Below are 15,102 nucleotides of genomic sequence, written 5' to 3'. Positions count from 1 at the left end.
CGCTCCGCCGAACAGCCCATCACGGGCGAGGAGGCCTAGTCATGGCACATGTCGAAGACCGCTGGGAGAAGCAGGCCGACGGCGGCGTCCGCGTGCGGACCGACCGCTACGGCAAAGGCGACCGATGGCGGGCTCGCTACTTCGACCCGAACGGCCGGGAGCGCGCACGCACATTCGCACGCAAGGCTGATGCCGAGCGGTTCCTGGCTGGGGTGGAGGCGGACAAGTCGCGCGGGCTCTACGTGGACCCCGCCGCCGGACGGATCACGCTGCAGGAGTACGCCACGTCCTGGCAGGCAGCGCAGGTCCACCGGCGCACGACCGCCGCCGCCTTCGACTCCCACCTGCGCAACCACATCCTCCCGCTGCTCGGCCACCGCCCGATGGGAGCCATCACCCGTTCCGAGATCCAGGGCTGGGTCAAATCCCGCTCGGACGTGCTGGCACCCACGACCACCACGCTCGTGTACTCGGTGCTGCGCATGATCTTCCGCGCCGCCGTGGCCGACCGGGTGCTGGCGATCAGCCCGTGCGAACGGATCACCCTGCCCAAGGCGCCACCCCGCGAGGTCACGCCCCTCCCGGCCGAGGCGGTCGCCGGGCTCGCCGCCGCCGTGCCCGAGCGGTACCGGGCGCTGCTGATCTGCGCGGCCGGCACCGGGTTGCGCCAAGGGGAGGTCCTCGGACTGCGTCGCGACCGCGTCGACTTCCTGCGCCGGACCCTGACCGTGGACGGGCAGTTGATCCTGATGCCCGGAGCGCCCCCGTACCTGGCGCCACCCAAGACCACCGCCAGCTACCGGACCGTTCCCTTGGCCGACGTCGTGCTGGACGCGCTGGCCGCGCATGTGGCGGCCGTCCCGGCCGCGCTAACGCCTGACGCCCGCGGCCGTTCGGTCGAGCTGATGTTCAGCGACGACCACGGCCGGCCGATCGGGCGAACCTGGTTCCACCGCACCGTCTGGCGGCCTGCGGTGCTGGCGGCCGGTCTCCCGGCGGGCAGTCACTTTCACGAGCTGCGGCATTTCTACGCCTCCCTGCTCATCGACGGCGGGGAGAGCGTGAAGGTCGTCCAAGCCCGACTCGGCCATGCCACGGCGGACGAGACCCTCAACACCTACGCCCATCTGTGGCCGGACACCGAGGAACGGTCCCGGGCTGCGGTAGATGCCGGTCTCGGTCGTTCCCTGGCCGCCAGCCAGCCCAGAGAAGGGCAAGCGCGCAGGTCCGGGGACTAATGCGGGCAGCGACGCGGGCGACGCCGTAACCTTGGAAAGCCACGGCCGGACGGGCCGCGGCAAAACGTGGGCGAGTGGTGGTCGTGACGGTCTTCGAACGCATCACGGTGGAGCCGGGGAAGATGGGCGGCCAGCCGTGCATTCGCGGTTACCGCTTCACCGTGGCGCATCTGGTCCGACTGGTAGCCGCGGGCCAGAGCTTCGAGCAGATCCACGAGGACTTCCCGTTCCTCGAAGCCGACGATGTCCGCGAGGCCCTGCAGTACGCAGCGGCCGCGTCTGAGGTGACGATGCTCCCGTTGCAGGACAGCGCTTGAGGTTTCTGGTCGACCAGAACCTTTCGAGCGCGATCTGCCAGCCCCTGGCTTTGGCGGGTCACGACGTCGTTCACGTGCAGTCGGTGTCGCTGGACCGGGCCGACGACGCCCAGATCCTGGAGTACGCGGCGCAGGAACGGCGCATGATCATCAGCTCCGACACCGACTTCGGAGCGCTTCTCGCCGCCAGCCGCTCGCGAGGGCCCTCCGTGGTGTTGACCAGGGAAGTGTCAACTCTTCCTGTCGGCGAGCTCGCGAGGCTCTTGGTGGCCAACCTTCCAGCCGTGGCTGAGGACCTCGAGGCGGGCGCCATCGTGGCGGTGACGGCTTCGGCGATTCGGGTTCGGAAGCTGCCCCTGCCGTAGCCCGGCGGGTTGCTGGACAGACGCTGACGGACCGTCATAAACCGCTGCGGACCGCGGTGTCTCGTCGAGCTGTGACGGCCCAGAGACGGCCCAGACGGGCCTGTGGACGACAAAACCGCAGGTCAGGGGCCTACTCGGACGTATCGCCACAGAATCCGGCTTACAGGCCGGCTCGTCGCCCCGAGGTTACTCACAGGTCGCTCTTGGTACCGGCACGAGCAGATGCACGACGACTTCGCGTCCCCGAAACAGTCGGCGTCCGCGAGGCTGGAAAATCTACACAGAACTATGTATAGTTTCCGGTATGAGTCTTGCTGCGGCCGAGCCGCTGCCGATCGCCGAGGCAAGTCGGCGCGGCGTCTCCAAGCTGGTCGCCGATGCCGAGAACGGCCATGCCACGATCCTGCGCAGGCACGCAGAGCCTGTTGCTGCCGTGATCAGTTTCCAGGAGCTGCAGCGCTTGCAGGGCCTTGAGCGGGACCTGGTCGATCTCGCTTTGGTCCTGGCCCGCGCAGCCACGGACACCGGCCGCCGGACCTCTCTGGACGAGGCGATCGCGTCGATGGGGTTCACGCGCGACCAGCTGGCGTCTCTGGACGATCCCGCGTAGCGCGTGCCGCCGAGGAAGCGCGGTGGGCAATCCGGACCCGCCGAGGTCTGGCTGACCGAGCCGGCGATCGAAGACCTGCGACGCCTGGACGGCGCGCCGCTGGTGTGGGCACTAAAGAAGATGGTCCTGCTCGAGACCGACCCCCTCGCAGGCGAACCTCTGCTCGGGTCACTGGTGGGCTACCGCAAGCTCGTGGTCGGCAACCGGGACTGGCGGATCGTCTGGCGGGCTACCACTGATGAGCGCGGGACGCTCACTGTCGAGGTCGCGGAGGTGTGGGCCGTCGGTGCCCGTGCCGACGGCGAGGTCTATGCCGAGATGGAACGGCGCGTGGCTTCGCTGGGGGAGTCGCCCGTGCGGCGGTCCCTGGAAGCGATCGTCGGCGATCTGGGCAAGGCCGCACGAGCGGTCGAGGTCAGCCCGGTCGCGGCTGCCCCGTCGGCCCCCGAGTCGTGGCTGGTCGACCGATTGGTGCACACGGCCGGCCTGCGCCGCGCCGAGGTCTTGGCGATGACCAGCGAACAGGCCGTGGATGCGTGGACGGACTTCATCACCCGCCAGCGCTGATCCGACCCAGAGGCCGACCCATCGCCGGTGACTGACGGTCACTCAGAAACAGTCACGGATCATGGCGGACTGCGTCGGACCGGCGAAGTGGTGACGGCCCAGAGACGGCCCGGGCGGGTCTTGCGCACCACAAAACCGCGTCAGAGGCGCGACCTGATGTATGGCCACAGGATCCGGCATACAGGCCGGCTCGTCGCCCCGCACTCCGCACCGCCGCTGGTGAGGTGTCAGTGCTCGGGGAGAGGGCAGACCGGCTCTGCGCTCACTTGCAGCCCGGTGCAGCCTCATAGGTCCACCTCAATGCGGCGGCGTCCCGCCGAAGAGAAGAAGGTCTCGTTCGTACCAGCCGTCGAACTCGACGCGCGTGATCTCGTCGAGTGGCCACTGCGAGACGGTTCCCGCCCATTCCCCCGTCGGGCTGATCTCGGCGAGGGTCACGGTTGATTCGCTCCAGCCGATGGGTACACCGATGTAGCAGGTGTCCGACGACTCCTCCTCGAACTGGAGGTTCACCAGAGTCGCCGCCGCGTGAGCCGACTCAATGACGCCGCGGGTTGAGGACAGGTCAACCGAAGTGTCCGGACCTGCCGGTGGCCACAACCCGGCGGCTTCCAGCCCGCGTCGTTGCAGTTCGTGTTGCCGGCTGGTGACCACGCGGTGCACATCCCCGATCCGTAGGGCGAGGAACCCGATCGGCCGGTTGTGCTCCAAGCGTTGGAGGAGTACCCACTCATCGCCGACGTCCAAGACGTATCCGTCGAGATCCTCGGCGAAAGTGTTGCTGCGGTTCAGGCGCACATTCCGCAGATCCTCGACCGCCTGTTTCAGCCGTGCCCGGATTTCGTCGACCACGCTCGGCAGTATGCCGCGGTTGCCGGCTGCGGATCGCGATCCAGCCGTTCAGCCGATGGCCATGTCGGTGGCTGCGCTGTCCCATGGTCGCGAGGGGGCGCCACGGGCGCACCGGCTCATGGGCGCAGATGGTCGGTGAGGTCGGGTGCGAGTTGGACGGTTGACGACGGAAGCCCTCTTATGGGTCCTCGGCTTCTCGGTGTACGTCGCGGCGCTGGTCGTGCGTCACCACGTGCTCGGAGGTACGACCAGTTGCGAGCTGCTCGCCAGCACCTCGAACTACGGCGAGCCGGCGTGGACGTGGCTCCCGCCCGGAACCACCTGCACGTACACCGTCTGGGACGGGCACTACGGCACGACCTTCACGACCGGGCCGGGGCCGTGGACCTACGTCCTCCCCACCCTGCTCAGCTGCTGGGCGCTCTTCATCCTCCGGCGCCGCCGCGTGTGGCGTGTGAAAGAGATCGAGGACGAGCTCGCGTCCTGACCGTCCAGCGCCAGGCCCCGCGATGATCACCGGTTCGGCCCATGCGTCCGAACCGTTCGGCCGACGCGAATCGGACGCGACCGGCCCGACCATGACAGGACATGTCGGGGGCATCGAACCGGGGGCAATGGCGCATGCGCGCAAACGTCAAGAGCTGGGTGTGCGCGTTCGCGTCCGCCGGGGTGATCGTGGTCGGGCTGTCCGGGTGCGGGGACGAGGCGTCGGCGGATCAGCCGGCGTTCCTGGTCCCGGCCGCCGCGGAGACGACGGCGGCGTCACCCACGCCTGAGCCGACCCCTGAGCCGACCCCTGAGCCGACCCCTGAGCCGACCCCGGAGCCGACCCCGGAGCCGACGGAGAGCGCGACGCCGTCGAGCACGCCCGAGCCGGTCGAGACCCCGGTCCCGACGCCCGTCCCGACCCCGGTTGCCACTCCGGTCGCGACGCCGAAGCCGACCCCGAAGGCAACGCCGAAGCCCACGCCGAAGCCCACGCCGAAGCCGGCGCCGGCGGCGTACTACGCCAACTGCACCGAGGTCCGGAACGCCGGCAAGGCTCCGATTTTCCGCGGGCAGCCGGGCTACAGCAGCAAGCTCGACCGCGACGGCGACGGCGTCGCCTGCGAGTGATCAGGACTCGTCGAGCTCCGCGCTGACGCCCCACTCCCCGCCGACGCAGTCGAGGCCGGGGGGAGGGGTGGTGGTGAGGGTGTCGAGGCCGACGGCGTCGACGAGGGCGTCGAGGGCGGAGATCGGGGTGCGGGCGTCGAGGACGCGGCCCCCGCGTTCGGTCAGGAGCCGCCGGGCGGCGGTGAGGAAGGTCTGCTCGTCGGTGACGACGAAGTCGGCGCGGACGTCGACGCTGAGGCGGGTCGACTCGCCGTCGACCTCCTCGAGGTCCCAGTCGTCGTCCTCAGTCTCCGGGATCGCGAAGACCGTGCCGTACTCGTCGGTGACCTCGGCCACGGCCTCGTCGAACGCGGCGCCGGCGAGACGGACCGCCTCGGCGCGGGCCTCGACGGCTTCCGGGTCGTCTGCTGCCATCGTGGTCGTCAGCGCCAGCGCGCGCAGCGCCGCGACGACCTCGTCCAGTCGCCGCTCGATCTCCACCGCAGTCATCGTCGCCCTCCCGTTCGTCGAACGGGAACGACGCTAGCGGCTACCAGCCGGCGTGCTTGACGGCCCACTCCAACGCGTGGTCCGCGATCTCCTCCCAGCCCGCCTGCGCCGGGAGCAGATGGGCGTAGCCCTCGTACTCCTCGACCTCGGTCACCGTGAGCTTGGACTTGTAGTGCTTGGCGTTCGAGCGCTGGACCGACGGCGGCATGATGTGGTCCTCGCTGCCGGAGACGAACAGCAGCGGCGCGCGGTCGTCGTTGCCGTAGTTGACGTGGATGTCCTGCGGGCCCGGCATGAAGTTCGCGAGCACGCTGTTCCAGAGCACCCGCCCCGACGCGGGGATGTGGTACCGCTCGTACAGCGCGAGCGACTCCTCCTCGGAGAACGTGTTGGTGAACGCGTACCGCCACTGATCCGGCGTCAGACCCACGGCCCTGTGGTGGTTGGCCGGGTTCTTCAGCACCGGGAACGTCGACTTGATCTGCGAGAGCGGCGTGACGTGGACGCCCTCGGTCGGCGCGGAGTTGAACGCGACGGCGGCCGCGCCGTATCCGCGGTCGAGGAGCACCTGCGTGAAGGCGCCGCCGGCCGAGTGGCCCATCAGGATCGGTGGCTCGTCGAGCGCCGCCACCACCGACGTCAGGTGCTCGATGATCGCCGGCGCCGTCAGCGTCTCGATCGGCGTCGGGTCGGCGTTGAGCGCCTCGACCTCGACCTCGAAGCCGGGGTACGCCGGCGCGATGACCTGATATGCGGCCGCGGTGTAGCGCGCGACCCAGTGCTCCCAGCTGCGAGGCGTCACCCAGAACCCGTGGATCAGCACGATCGTCTTCATGTCAGGAGCCCCTTCGGAGTCGGCGGTCTCCCGGCGGCGGTGTCCTCCGTCGGGAGGGATCTGTGCGGGAACCTAGGAGTCCTGATCCGCGCCGGATCGGCTGACGGTGCCGCGCCGTCGGCCCACGCTGCCCGGGGAGGAGGTGCGGGGGTTTGCTCGTCCTCGACACCGCCACGCTGCCCGAACGCGACCGGCGGGAGGCGCTCGTCTCGACGCTGCGGGAGACCTCCGGCGCGTCCCGCGTGACGCTCGAGGACCCGGAGCCGGTGACCGCACGGCTCGACCTGTGGGTCTTCGGCAACGCCGCCATCTTCCGCACCGCCTCCACCGGCGTCGCGATGCTGCGGACGGCCAAGGCGGCGCGCTCCGCCTCCGGGGAGCACGTCGCGATCGGCGTCCAGGAGTTCGGCGTCGCGCACCACCGGGAGGGTTCGGCGGCGCGTACGGTCTCCGCCGGGTCGGCCGTCGTCATCGACGTCGCCCGGCCTTTCGAGTACCGCTGGCGCTCCTGGGGCGCGGCACGGTCGCTCAACGTCCCGCACGCCGACCTCGCGCTGCCCATCGACGTCGTCGTCCGGGCCGGGACGCGGCTGGCGACGAGCCCCCTCCACCGTCTGGTGCTCCGTCACATCGCCGACCTCACGCGCGACGCCGACGCGCTGAGCGCCGGCCCCGGGGCCGAGGCCCTCGGCACCGCGAGCGTCGAGCTGGTGCGGGCCCTCATCGTCACCGCGGGGGACGGCGCGCCGAACGCCCGCGACGTCCTGGAACAGACGCTGATCACCCAGGTCCGCGCCTACGTCCGTCAGCACCTGACCGACGTCGACCTGACGCCGGAGTCGATCGCGGCCGCGCTGTCCGTCTCACCGCGGCACCTCTACCGGGCCTGCGCGGCCGCGAACCTGCGTCTGGAACCGTGGATCATCGAACGGCGCCTGGAACGGGCCAAGGCCGAACTGGGACATCCCGCCTCCCGGCACCGCACGATCGCGGGAATCGCGCGCCGCTGGGGTTTCCGGGACCCGACGCACTTCTCCCGCCGCTTCCGCGAGGCCTACGGCGTCCTGCCCAGCGAGTGGCGCCGGATGTGCGCCGAGGAACGGTGAATCTCTCCGAGGAGAATCCTTCAGCCATCGGGGTGAGGCTCCGACAAGGCCAGTGTGAAGATCCGGACCGCCCTGACCCCCGCCCTCGCTGCCGCGCTCGTGCTGCCGGCCGCCGTCCTGACCGCGGCCCCCGCCGCGGACGCCCGGTCGTGCAAGGCACCGACGGGGATCCTCCGGACGCCGGTGGACAAAACGATGTCCCTGCCCGGCGGCGCGACGGTCCGCATCTGGGACACCGGTGACCGCAAGCGCAACATCGACGAGGTGCGGATCGTCGCGGTCCGCATCCAGAGGGGCAGCTTGATCCCGCGGGCCGTCACCGCCTCGACCCTGTCGAAGGCCGCGACGCCGAAAACCCAGGCCGCGAAGGCCAACCGCGCCGTCGTCGTCGTCGTCAACGGGGGAGTGTTCGACCCCAGCGGTCCGTCGATCCCGGTCCGGTCGCAGGTCCTCAACGGCGCCGTGCGCAAGGGCACACGGGCGGTCGACCAGGGCATCGCGCTCTACGAGAAGAGCCGCACCGCGGAGTGGACGCTGCACAAGACCGTCGGCACGGTCAGCACCGGTGCCCACGGCAGCCGCGAGGTCGGAAACGTGAACTGGCAGTCCCTGCCCGGCGACGGTGTCGCCGTCTACACGCGAGCCTGGGGCACCTCGGCCCACCCCGCCGGAAACCGGACGGTCGTGGTCAAGAAGGGCAAGGTCACCAAGATTCTGACGAGCCGTAAGGCGGGGGCGAAGCGGCCCGGCAGCGGCGAGACCTGGTTGACCGCGCGCAACGGCAGCGGCACCGCCTCCTGGCTTCAGGGCCTGCGCGTGGGCGAGGCCGTGACGGTCTTGACGCAGCAGTCCGGCGTGCTCCCGTTCCTCGACGGCCGCCCCGGTGTCGGGCGGCCCGACAGCCTCGTCGGGGTCAGCTCCGCGATGGTCCGGTGGGGCCAGAACCTCGCCGGCTGCGGCTCCCGCGACGAGACCCTCCGCCCCCGCTCCGGGCTGATGTGGACCGCGAACGGCGACCTGATCGTCGCCGCCGTCGCCGGTCGGCCGAACGCCGCGGCCGGGGGCGCGACCGCCCACCAGTGGGGCGAGTACATGAAGCAGCTCGGCGCCGTGCACGCGGTGAACCTCGACGGCGGGACGTCCACGACCCTGCTCGTCCGGACCAAGGTCGGCGGCCCGCTGATCCGCCTCGACCGGTCCGGCGGGTCCTTCCAGCGGGCCGTCCCGGACGCACTCACCTTCCAGGTGCCGTAGGCGCGCGAATCCGCGTTCCTGCAGGCATTTCACAGCTACCGGCCTCCGTCCGGGTGACACGCGTCCGCGCTCTCCCACGACTTGATCAATAACCGGAAGAACTCCCCCCGTCGGCACCAAGATCACGCACACTTCGGGTGGGGGATCGGTGCGCAGCGGAGCGCACCGGCAGCCGATGCGGGTGGGGGTCTGCATGGGCAGCAACACGGGTCGCAACGTCCGGCGGTGCACGGCGCCGACCGTGGCCGCGGGTGCGGCGATGGCGATGATCGGCGCGTACGCGACGGCGACCATGGGGTCGTCCGAGGCGTCCGTCCCGGACCTGGGCACCCTGCCCGGGGAGCACCGGGCCCTGCCCCTGCTCGGGCTCGACGACATCGAGCCCTACGAGGTCGGTGAACTCCTCGCCGGCCTGTCCGAGCGCACCGCCGCCCGCTTCCTCCCCGAGGACGTCGCCGCGCCGGTCCCGACTGCCGCCGCCGCGCCCCAGGTCCGCAACCCCGACAAGGGGAGGGACGTGCCCGCCGGCTGCCGGCCCGCGACGAAGCTGCTGCGCCAGGACCCGGTGAAGCGGTTCAACCTCCCCGGCGGCGCCTCGGTCCGCATCTGGGACACCGGCTCCAAGTCCAATCCGATGCACGAGACCCGCCTGGTCGCCGTCCGCATCCCCAAGGGGACGCTCGCCCCGTCGGTGCTCACGCCGTCCTCCGCGCTCGGCGCGCTCGCGACCCCGGCCTCGATGGCCGCGGGGGAGAAGAAGGCCGTCGTCGTCATCAACGGCGGGGTCTACGACACCAGCACGAAGATCCCGACCGGCGCGGTTCAGGTCGGGTCCAAGCCGCGCAAGGCCGACAGCCTCGGCACCCGGGCCATCGCGATCTACGACGGCCTGAAGTCCGCCGTCGTCGCCCGCACCGGGCTCACCGGCGTCCTCGCCTCCGACTCGGGCGAGATCCCGATCGCGGCGATCAACTGGGAGCAGCTCTCCAAGCAGGGCATCACCGCCTACACGCGCAGCTGGAACGCCAAGAAGCACCCGGCCGGCCCGCGGACCGTCGTCGTCCGCGGCGGCAAGGTCCGGGCCGTCCTGTCCAAGGCGGCCGGGATGCGCCGCCCCGCCTCCGGCGAGACCTTCCTGACCGCCCCGCGCGGCACCAGGTTCGCCAAGGCGCTCCAGGCCCTCCGCGTCGGCGACAAGGTCTCGCTGTCCACCGCGGTCGAGAGCGTCCGCGAGGACTTCGCCGAGCGGCCCGCCCTCGAGGCGCCCTCGGCGGTCCTCGGCGTCAGCGCTGCGCTCGTCCGCTACGGCCACGTGACCGCCCCCTGCAGCGCCCGGGACAACCAGCTCCGGCCCCGCAGCGCCCTCGCCTGGACCGCCGACGGCGACATGCTCGTCGTCGCGGTCGCCGGCCGGGCGATCTCCGGCGGCACCCGCTTCGGCGGCGCCTCCGCCTACGGCTGGGGCCAGTACCTGCAGCAGCTCGGCGCGGTGTCCGCGGTCAACCTCGACGGCGGCGGCTCGACGGCCCTGCTGGTCCGCCGCTCCGCCGGCGGGAAGCTGGAGCGGCTGGACCGCAGCGACAAGGACGCCCAGCGGCCGGTCGCCAACGCGCTGGCGTTTCGGACCGACTGACCTCCGCGCGGATACGGAGGCTCGCGGCGTAAATCCGTCCTTTCCCAGCCAGACCGGTGATCATGGTCGGCGGGGAGGGGGACGAACGTGGACGGATGGCTCCGGCGGGCCGGTGTGCCGGCCCTGACGGCCGTCGTCGCGCTGACGGCGCTCGGCCCGGACGGGGCCGCGGCCCCGCACGCGGCGACGACGGCGCTCGCCCCGTCCCCACCCGTCGTCGCCGCCGGGTCGGCCGCCCCGGCGGAGTGCCGGACCCCCACGACGCTGGTCCTCGAGTCGCCGAAGCAGGCGTTCGAACTGCCCGGCGGGGCGACGGTGCGGATCTGGCAGAACCGGCTGACCAAGAAGCGGACCAAGCGCTTCGTCGCCGTCACGATCCCGGCCGGGACGCTCGTCCCGCGGGCGCTCGCCGCCCGCAACCTCACCCGCCCGGCGAAGCCCGAGAACCAGGTCGCCCCCCACCCGAACGCCGCCGTCGCGATCAACGGCGCGGTCTACGACACCAAGACCGGCGTCCCGCGCCGCGCGCTGGTCGTCGACGGCGAGATCCGCAAGGCGAGCAGCGAGGAGAGCCAGGGCCTCGCGCTCTACTCGGACACCCGCTCGGCCGCGTGGGTCCTGCAGCAGCTCGCCGGCGAGGTGCGGACCTCGCACGGGTCGCTCCCGCTCGGGGCGATCAACTGGCAGGAGCTCTCGATGGCGGGCGTCAGCGCCTACACCCGTGCCTGGGGTCCGCGGGCGCATCCGGCCGGGCGGCGCACCGTCGTCGTGACCGACGGACTCGTGACGGCGATCCTCGGCGGGCAGAAGCGGCCCCGCACGCGCCCGGGACCCGGCGAGCTCCACCTGACCGCGCCGGACGGGACGATCCACGCCGAGGCCCTCAAGCAGCTCGTGCCCGGTGACCTCGTCAGCCTCGCCACCGATCTCACCGGCGACCGGCCCTTCGAGACCGGCCGCCCGCCGGTCGGGGAGCCCGACGGGCTGATCGGCGTCAGCTCCGCGCTGGTCCGCCGCGGGGTGAACTACGCCGGCTGCGGCGGCCGCGACAACAAGCTCCGGCCCCGCTCCGCGCTCGCCTGGACGGCGAACGGCGACCTGATCGTCGCCGCGGTCTCCGGTCGCGGGAAGAAGGGCAAGGGCACCGCCGGCGCGAGCGCGAGCCAGTGGGCGGAGTACCTGCTGCACCTCGGCGCCGTCTCCGCGGTCAACCTCGACGGGGGCGGGTCCACGGCCCTGTTCGTGCGCCGCTCGGTCGGCGGGCCGCTCGTCCGGCTCGACCGGACCTGGGGCGGTCAGCGCAAGGTCGCCGACTCCCTCGCCTTCGAGGTCCCGACGCCCTGAGGCGGTCGAGGCGGCCGGGGCACCCCCAGTCACGTCAGCGCAGGCGGCCACCGACGGCGGCGACGAGCCCACGGACCGCGGTCCGGCGGAGGTAGTTCCTGGCCGGCCGCGGCCCGAACTCGACGGTGATCGCCTCGCCGGCGTGGGTGGCGTTGAACCAACCCGTCAGCGTGCCCCGGCACGGCCCGCCGCAGTCGATGTCGCGGCGCGGCAGCTTCAGCTCGCGGCTCAGCGCGCGGGCGAGACCCCGGCCCTTGTTCACGCTCGTGTCGACCGCCGCGAACGGCTGGTGGAGCGAGACCACGACGTCCGGGTCGACGCGGTCGAGGAAGCGCATGATCGCCTTCGTCTCGCGCTCGGACGCGGCCGTGCGCCCGGCGCCGGAGACCGAACGGCTCCAGCGGTGCGGGAAGTTGCGGTTGAGGTCGACCCCGCGGGCGTTGGCCCGGCGGCCGGTCGCGGCCCCGTCCGGGTTGAGGACCGGGATCACCCACAGGTCCACGCGGGTGACGGTCTGGGCGGTGTCGCGCAGCCTCCGGAGCGTCAGCCCGGGCGCGCGTTCGGAGCCGTGCATGACGCCGAGAAGGACGACGGTCCGCGCCGCGTTCGCCTCCCCGAGGCGGTAGGCGCGGATCTGGCGGCCCCGGACGGTCGTCCCGATCGTCCGGACCTCGGCCACCGCCGACCGGGTCGAAGCCTGGTGGTCGGACGCAGAGTCGGAGGTGGCGGTCGGGGTGGCGGCCGGTGCGGCCGACCCCGGTGTGCTCAGCGGTGCGCTCAGCGCGATCGCGGTGGCGAGCCCGCCCGCGATCAGGGCGGGCAGCGGCCGGAGGTGCATCCGGCCAGCCTGCCATGCGCCGCGGTGGTGTCAGCCCCAGGTCGAGCCGTTCGACTCGGCGGGGGACTTCGCCGCCGGGGCGTCGATGTCGGCGTCGACCGGAGCCGGCACGAAGTGGAGAACCTCGCCGCCGTTGATCGAGTACTCGGCCGCGATGTTGTAGTCGGTGAACTCGGTGACGAAGGCGGCCAGCGCCGCGTCGTAGACGTCCCCGTCCGTGCTGTCGATGACCAGCTCGACACCGTTCTCGACCGGGTAGACGAACCAGCTCTGGACACCGCTCATGTCGTGCTCCTTAGACCCCTGTTCGCGGCCCCCCGCGAAGTTGGCCCTCAGACCTCGATCCGGGTCCGGCGGTTTCCCCCTCCGGACAAGTTCAGACGTTCGTTGACCGACCATCGACCGAACGGTTGAGCCCGTCCGGATGAATCCGGACGACCGGGACGACTCGAACGCCCCCGGCCGGGGGTGGATTTGACCCGGAGCGGACCGGGGGGCCGGCCCCGGATCGGGGCTCAAGATCGACCGCTCGGTCGTCCGGTTGCGTCCGGTTGGCCCCGGCCCCATCGCGGTGTTATTACGGAGGAAGCGGACATTTCGCCGACGTCGGCATCAGCCGTTCGGTCAAGACCTGCCCATCGTTCCGCGCGGCGGTGTTGACGTGCGGTGTCATGAGGAACGCGGACCGGCAGATCTGCGTCGTAGCAGGCACAGATGATCAAGCTCGCCGGTCGCTCCGACCGCGTGCAGGCCACGAACACCGGGAAGGAACCGACCCGCCATGACCGCCACCGCCCCTTCTCGGGAGCACGGCCGGGCGCAGTCTCCGTACGCGCGTCCCGAAGCGCCCGACCGCGAGAAGAAGCCGCGGGAGTTCCGCCTCGACCGGACGGCGGCCTGGCTGGGCGGCATCGCCCTCGCGTGTGCCGTCGTGCCGATGCTGCGGTGGGCGACCATCGCGTTCGGCACCGCCGCACTCCTGATGGGCATCACGTCCCTGGGTCGTCCGAAGCGCGCCGGCGCCCGCCGCGACGTCGCCGGGATCGCCATCGCGCTCGCCGTCCTGTCCGGCTTCGGCATGGTCGCCTCGCAGACGGCCTTCAGTGCCGTCGCCGGTGAGAAGAAGAAGCCGGTCGTCAACACGGCCCCGCCGGAGGTCGTCCAGGCGCTGACCACCGAGCAGGTGCTCTCGCGCCAGGCGAAGGTCGAGATCGGCAAGGCCTCCTCGGAGCTGGACCCGTCCGGCATCAAGGAGAGCTCGCTGACGGTCTCGATCACGAACACCGGCGGCAAGACGCTCTCGTTCGACTTCGAGTTCGTCGCCCTGGACGCCAAGGGCAAGGAGATCACCCGCGACAACGCCTTCGTCCCCACGCTGGGTGACGGCAAGATCGCGACGATCAAGGTCTTCAACATCCTCGGCAACGAGATGGCGGAGAAGCTGTCCGGCGCGACCTTTCAGGTCGTCAAGGCCAGCTCGTACTGAGCCGAGAAACCCGGTGGAGCACCTCCACCGGGGCGCTCGCTCGACCGGCGCAACCGCCAGCAATCCATCCGGGCCCGGATTAAGATCGGTCACGGAGCGGCGGCCGTTCGGTCAAATTGGACCAACTCCACCTGCGCGAACCGCGCAGAAGGAGCAGGCTGGATGTGCACCATCGCGGGGGAACGCGAACGCAGTGCGCCGGGGGAAGGATCGCGGTAGCCATGTTCAGCTCGGGAAAAGGCAACACCACGGAGTCGGGACGAGAGATTCCGGAATGGATGCTGCCCGAACAGCAGGGCCGGCACTGGTACGGCCGCAAGCGGAAGTCTGACTACCGCAAGCCCACCCCCAAGGGCGGCTACGACCGCTTCCGCGGCTACGACGCGATCGTCGACGAGGACGAGGAGACCGGTCGCGAGGGCGTCGACATGCCCGCCGCGATCCTGGTCCTCGGTGGGGTCGCGCTGGTCCTGTCGTTCGTCCCGCTGATCAAGTACGTCGCGGTCCTGTTCGCGATCGTCGCCGTCGTGCTCGCGACCCGCGAGTTCGCGCGGATCGACCCGTTCGCCAAGATCAAGCTCAAGGGCAAGGACGTCCGCGACCAGCGCTTCTGCCGGATCGGCCGCTTCCTCGCGATCCTCGCCGTGGTCTCCGTCGTCGCCTCCACGCTGTGGGGCATCAAGGTCGACCGGGACAACCGCATCAAGGCCGGCGAGGGCGGCACCAGCAAGGTCCTCGAGCAGGACCTGCGCGTCGAGTTCGGCGTCTTCGAGGTCGGCCAGGACGCCGTCGGCGCCGAGACCCGTCGCCTCCCGATCACGTTCGGCAACAAGGCCGACAGCACCCGCTCGTTCGAGGCCCAGATCGAGTGCCTCGACGGCGACAACCGCCGCATCGCGAGCCAGACCCTCTTCGCGCCGAAGATGCGCGCCGGCGAGGAGCGCTCGATCGACGCGTTCGGCTACGTCGACTCCGAGACCACCCAGCAGCTCAAGACCGCGACCTGCCGCGTCGCCACCGCGAAGTCGGAGTAAGCACTTCTTCGTAGCGTC

18 protein-coding genes are annotated in these 15,102 nt (G+C 71.3%); 13 read left to right on the top strand and 5 right to left on the bottom strand.

From position 1 onward, the window contains the following. The first annotated feature begins 41 nt into the window (after positions 1 to 41). The 5 genes from SPOPO_RS0124455 (at position 42) to SPOPO_RS0124435 (ending at position 3,097) form a co-directional block, all read left to right on the top strand. Positions 42 to 1,238 (top strand): tyrosine-type recombinase/integrase, encoded by a 1,197-nt coding sequence (locus SPOPO_RS0124455; RefSeq protein WP_019877808.1) that lies wholly within the window; start codon positions 42 to 44, stop codon positions 1,236 to 1,238. A gap of 74 nt (positions 1,239 to 1,312) precedes the next feature. Continuing rightward, positions 1,313 to 1,555, top strand: coding sequence for a DUF433 domain-containing protein (locus tag SPOPO_RS0124450; RefSeq protein WP_019877807.1), 243 nt, complete (start codon positions 1,313 to 1,315; stop codon positions 1,553 to 1,555). After that, positions 1,552 to 1,920 (top strand): DUF5615 family PIN-like protein, encoded by a 369-nt coding sequence (locus tag SPOPO_RS0124445; RefSeq protein WP_019877806.1) that lies wholly within the window; start codon positions 1,552 to 1,554, stop codon positions 1,918 to 1,920. Before SPOPO_RS0124450 ends, SPOPO_RS0124445 begins: the two co-directional genes overlap by 4 nt. 304 nt (positions 1,921 to 2,224) lie before the next feature. Next, a complete protein-coding gene (locus SPOPO_RS0124440; protein WP_019877805.1) occupies positions 2,225 to 2,530 on the top strand; it encodes a type II toxin-antitoxin system Phd/YefM family antitoxin in 306 nt (101 codons plus the stop codon). Between the two features lie 3 nt (positions 2,531 to 2,533). After that, complete coding sequence (locus tag SPOPO_RS0124435) at positions 2,534 to 3,097, top strand: type II toxin-antitoxin system RelE family toxin (protein ID WP_019877804.1); 564 nt, start codon at positions 2,534 to 2,536, stop codon at positions 3,095 to 3,097. Positions 3,098 to 3,394: 297 nt separating this feature from the next. On the opposite strand, the gene SPOPO_RS0124430 is transcribed toward SPOPO_RS0124435, so the two are convergent. After that, positions 3,395 to 3,949: a hypothetical protein gene (locus tag SPOPO_RS0124430; RefSeq protein WP_156870213.1), complete on the bottom strand. Its 555-nt coding sequence runs from the start codon at positions 3,947 to 3,949 to the stop codon at positions 3,395 to 3,397. 160 nt (positions 3,950 to 4,109) lie between these two features. Between SPOPO_RS0124430 and SPOPO_RS0124425 the strand changes: the two genes are divergently transcribed. Beyond that, positions 4,110 to 4,436 (top strand): hypothetical protein, encoded by a 327-nt coding sequence (locus SPOPO_RS0124425; RefSeq protein ID WP_156870211.1) that lies wholly within the window; start codon positions 4,110 to 4,112, stop codon positions 4,434 to 4,436. A 134-nt stretch (positions 4,437 to 4,570) separates the two neighbouring features. Continuing rightward, positions 4,571 to 5,065 (top strand): excalibur calcium-binding domain-containing protein, encoded by a 495-nt coding sequence (locus SPOPO_RS35360; protein ID WP_028985083.1) that lies wholly within the window; start codon positions 4,571 to 4,573, stop codon positions 5,063 to 5,065. Here the strand turns inward: SPOPO_RS35360 and SPOPO_RS0124415 are convergent, their stop codons facing one another. Next, positions 5,066 to 5,554 carry a hypothetical protein gene (locus SPOPO_RS0124415; protein WP_156870207.1) on the bottom strand — a complete coding sequence of 163 codons (489 nt, stop codon included), beginning with the start codon at positions 5,552 to 5,554 and terminating at the stop codon, positions 5,066 to 5,068. A 40-nt stretch (positions 5,555 to 5,594) separates the two neighbouring features. Continuing rightward, positions 5,595 to 6,389, bottom strand: a complete 795-nt coding sequence (locus tag SPOPO_RS0124410) for an alpha/beta hydrolase (RefSeq protein WP_019877800.1) — start codon at positions 6,387 to 6,389, stop codon at positions 5,595 to 5,597. Between the two features lie 152 nt (positions 6,390 to 6,541). On the opposite strand from SPOPO_RS0124410, the gene SPOPO_RS0124405 reads away from it, so the two are divergent. From SPOPO_RS0124405 to SPOPO_RS0124390, 4 genes are all read left to right on the top strand, one after another. Further along, complete coding sequence (locus SPOPO_RS0124405) at positions 6,542 to 7,495, top strand: helix-turn-helix domain-containing protein (protein WP_019877799.1); 954 nt, start codon at positions 6,542 to 6,544, stop codon at positions 7,493 to 7,495. Between the two features lie 54 nt (positions 7,496 to 7,549). Next, positions 7,550 to 8,749 (top strand): phosphodiester glycosidase family protein, encoded by a 1,200-nt coding sequence (locus SPOPO_RS0124400; RefSeq protein ID WP_019877797.1) that lies wholly within the window; start codon positions 7,550 to 7,552, stop codon positions 8,747 to 8,749. Between the two features lie 193 nt (positions 8,750 to 8,942). After that, on the top strand, positions 8,943 to 10,382 hold the full coding sequence (locus SPOPO_RS0124395) for a phosphodiester glycosidase family protein (RefSeq protein WP_019877795.1): 1,440 nt from the start codon (positions 8,943 to 8,945) through the stop codon (positions 10,380 to 10,382). Between the two features lie 87 nt (positions 10,383 to 10,469). After that, a complete protein-coding gene (locus tag SPOPO_RS0124390; RefSeq protein ID WP_019877794.1) occupies positions 10,470 to 11,726 on the top strand; it encodes a phosphodiester glycosidase family protein in 1,257 nt (418 codons plus the stop codon). A 34-nt stretch (positions 11,727 to 11,760) separates the two neighbouring features. On the opposite strand, the gene SPOPO_RS33280 is transcribed toward SPOPO_RS0124390, so the two are convergent. Further along, positions 11,761 to 12,564 (bottom strand): DUF2817 domain-containing protein, encoded by an 804-nt coding sequence (locus tag SPOPO_RS33280; RefSeq protein ID WP_019877793.1) that lies wholly within the window; start codon positions 12,562 to 12,564, stop codon positions 11,761 to 11,763. Positions 12,565 to 12,594: 30 nt separating this feature from the next. Continuing rightward, positions 12,595 to 12,849 (bottom strand): hypothetical protein, encoded by a 255-nt coding sequence (locus tag SPOPO_RS0124380; protein WP_019877791.1) that lies wholly within the window; start codon positions 12,847 to 12,849, stop codon positions 12,595 to 12,597. A 496-nt stretch (positions 12,850 to 13,345) separates the two neighbouring features. Here SPOPO_RS0124380 and SPOPO_RS0124375 point away from each other — a divergent pair, with 496 nt between their 5' ends. Continuing rightward, the gene (locus tag SPOPO_RS0124375; RefSeq protein ID WP_019877790.1) at positions 13,346 to 14,050 is read left to right on the top strand and encodes a hypothetical protein; all 705 of its coding nucleotides are present in this window, start codon (positions 13,346 to 13,348) and stop codon (positions 14,048 to 14,050) included. Positions 14,051 to 14,271: 221 nt separating this feature from the next. After that, positions 14,272 to 15,084, top strand: a complete 813-nt coding sequence (locus SPOPO_RS0124370; protein WP_156870205.1) for a hypothetical protein — start codon at positions 14,272 to 14,274, stop codon at positions 15,082 to 15,084. The last annotated feature ends 18 nt before the right edge of the window (positions 15,085 to 15,102 follow it).

The sequence above is a fragment of the Sporichthya polymorpha DSM 43042 genome, assembly GCF_000384115.1.
In the GTDB taxonomy this organism is placed as follows: Bacteria; Actinomycetota; Actinomycetes; order Sporichthyales; family Sporichthyaceae; genus Sporichthya; species Sporichthya polymorpha.
The sequence above is the reverse complement of the archived record's forward strand: the minus strand, read 5'-3'. Positions and strand labels throughout refer to the sequence as shown.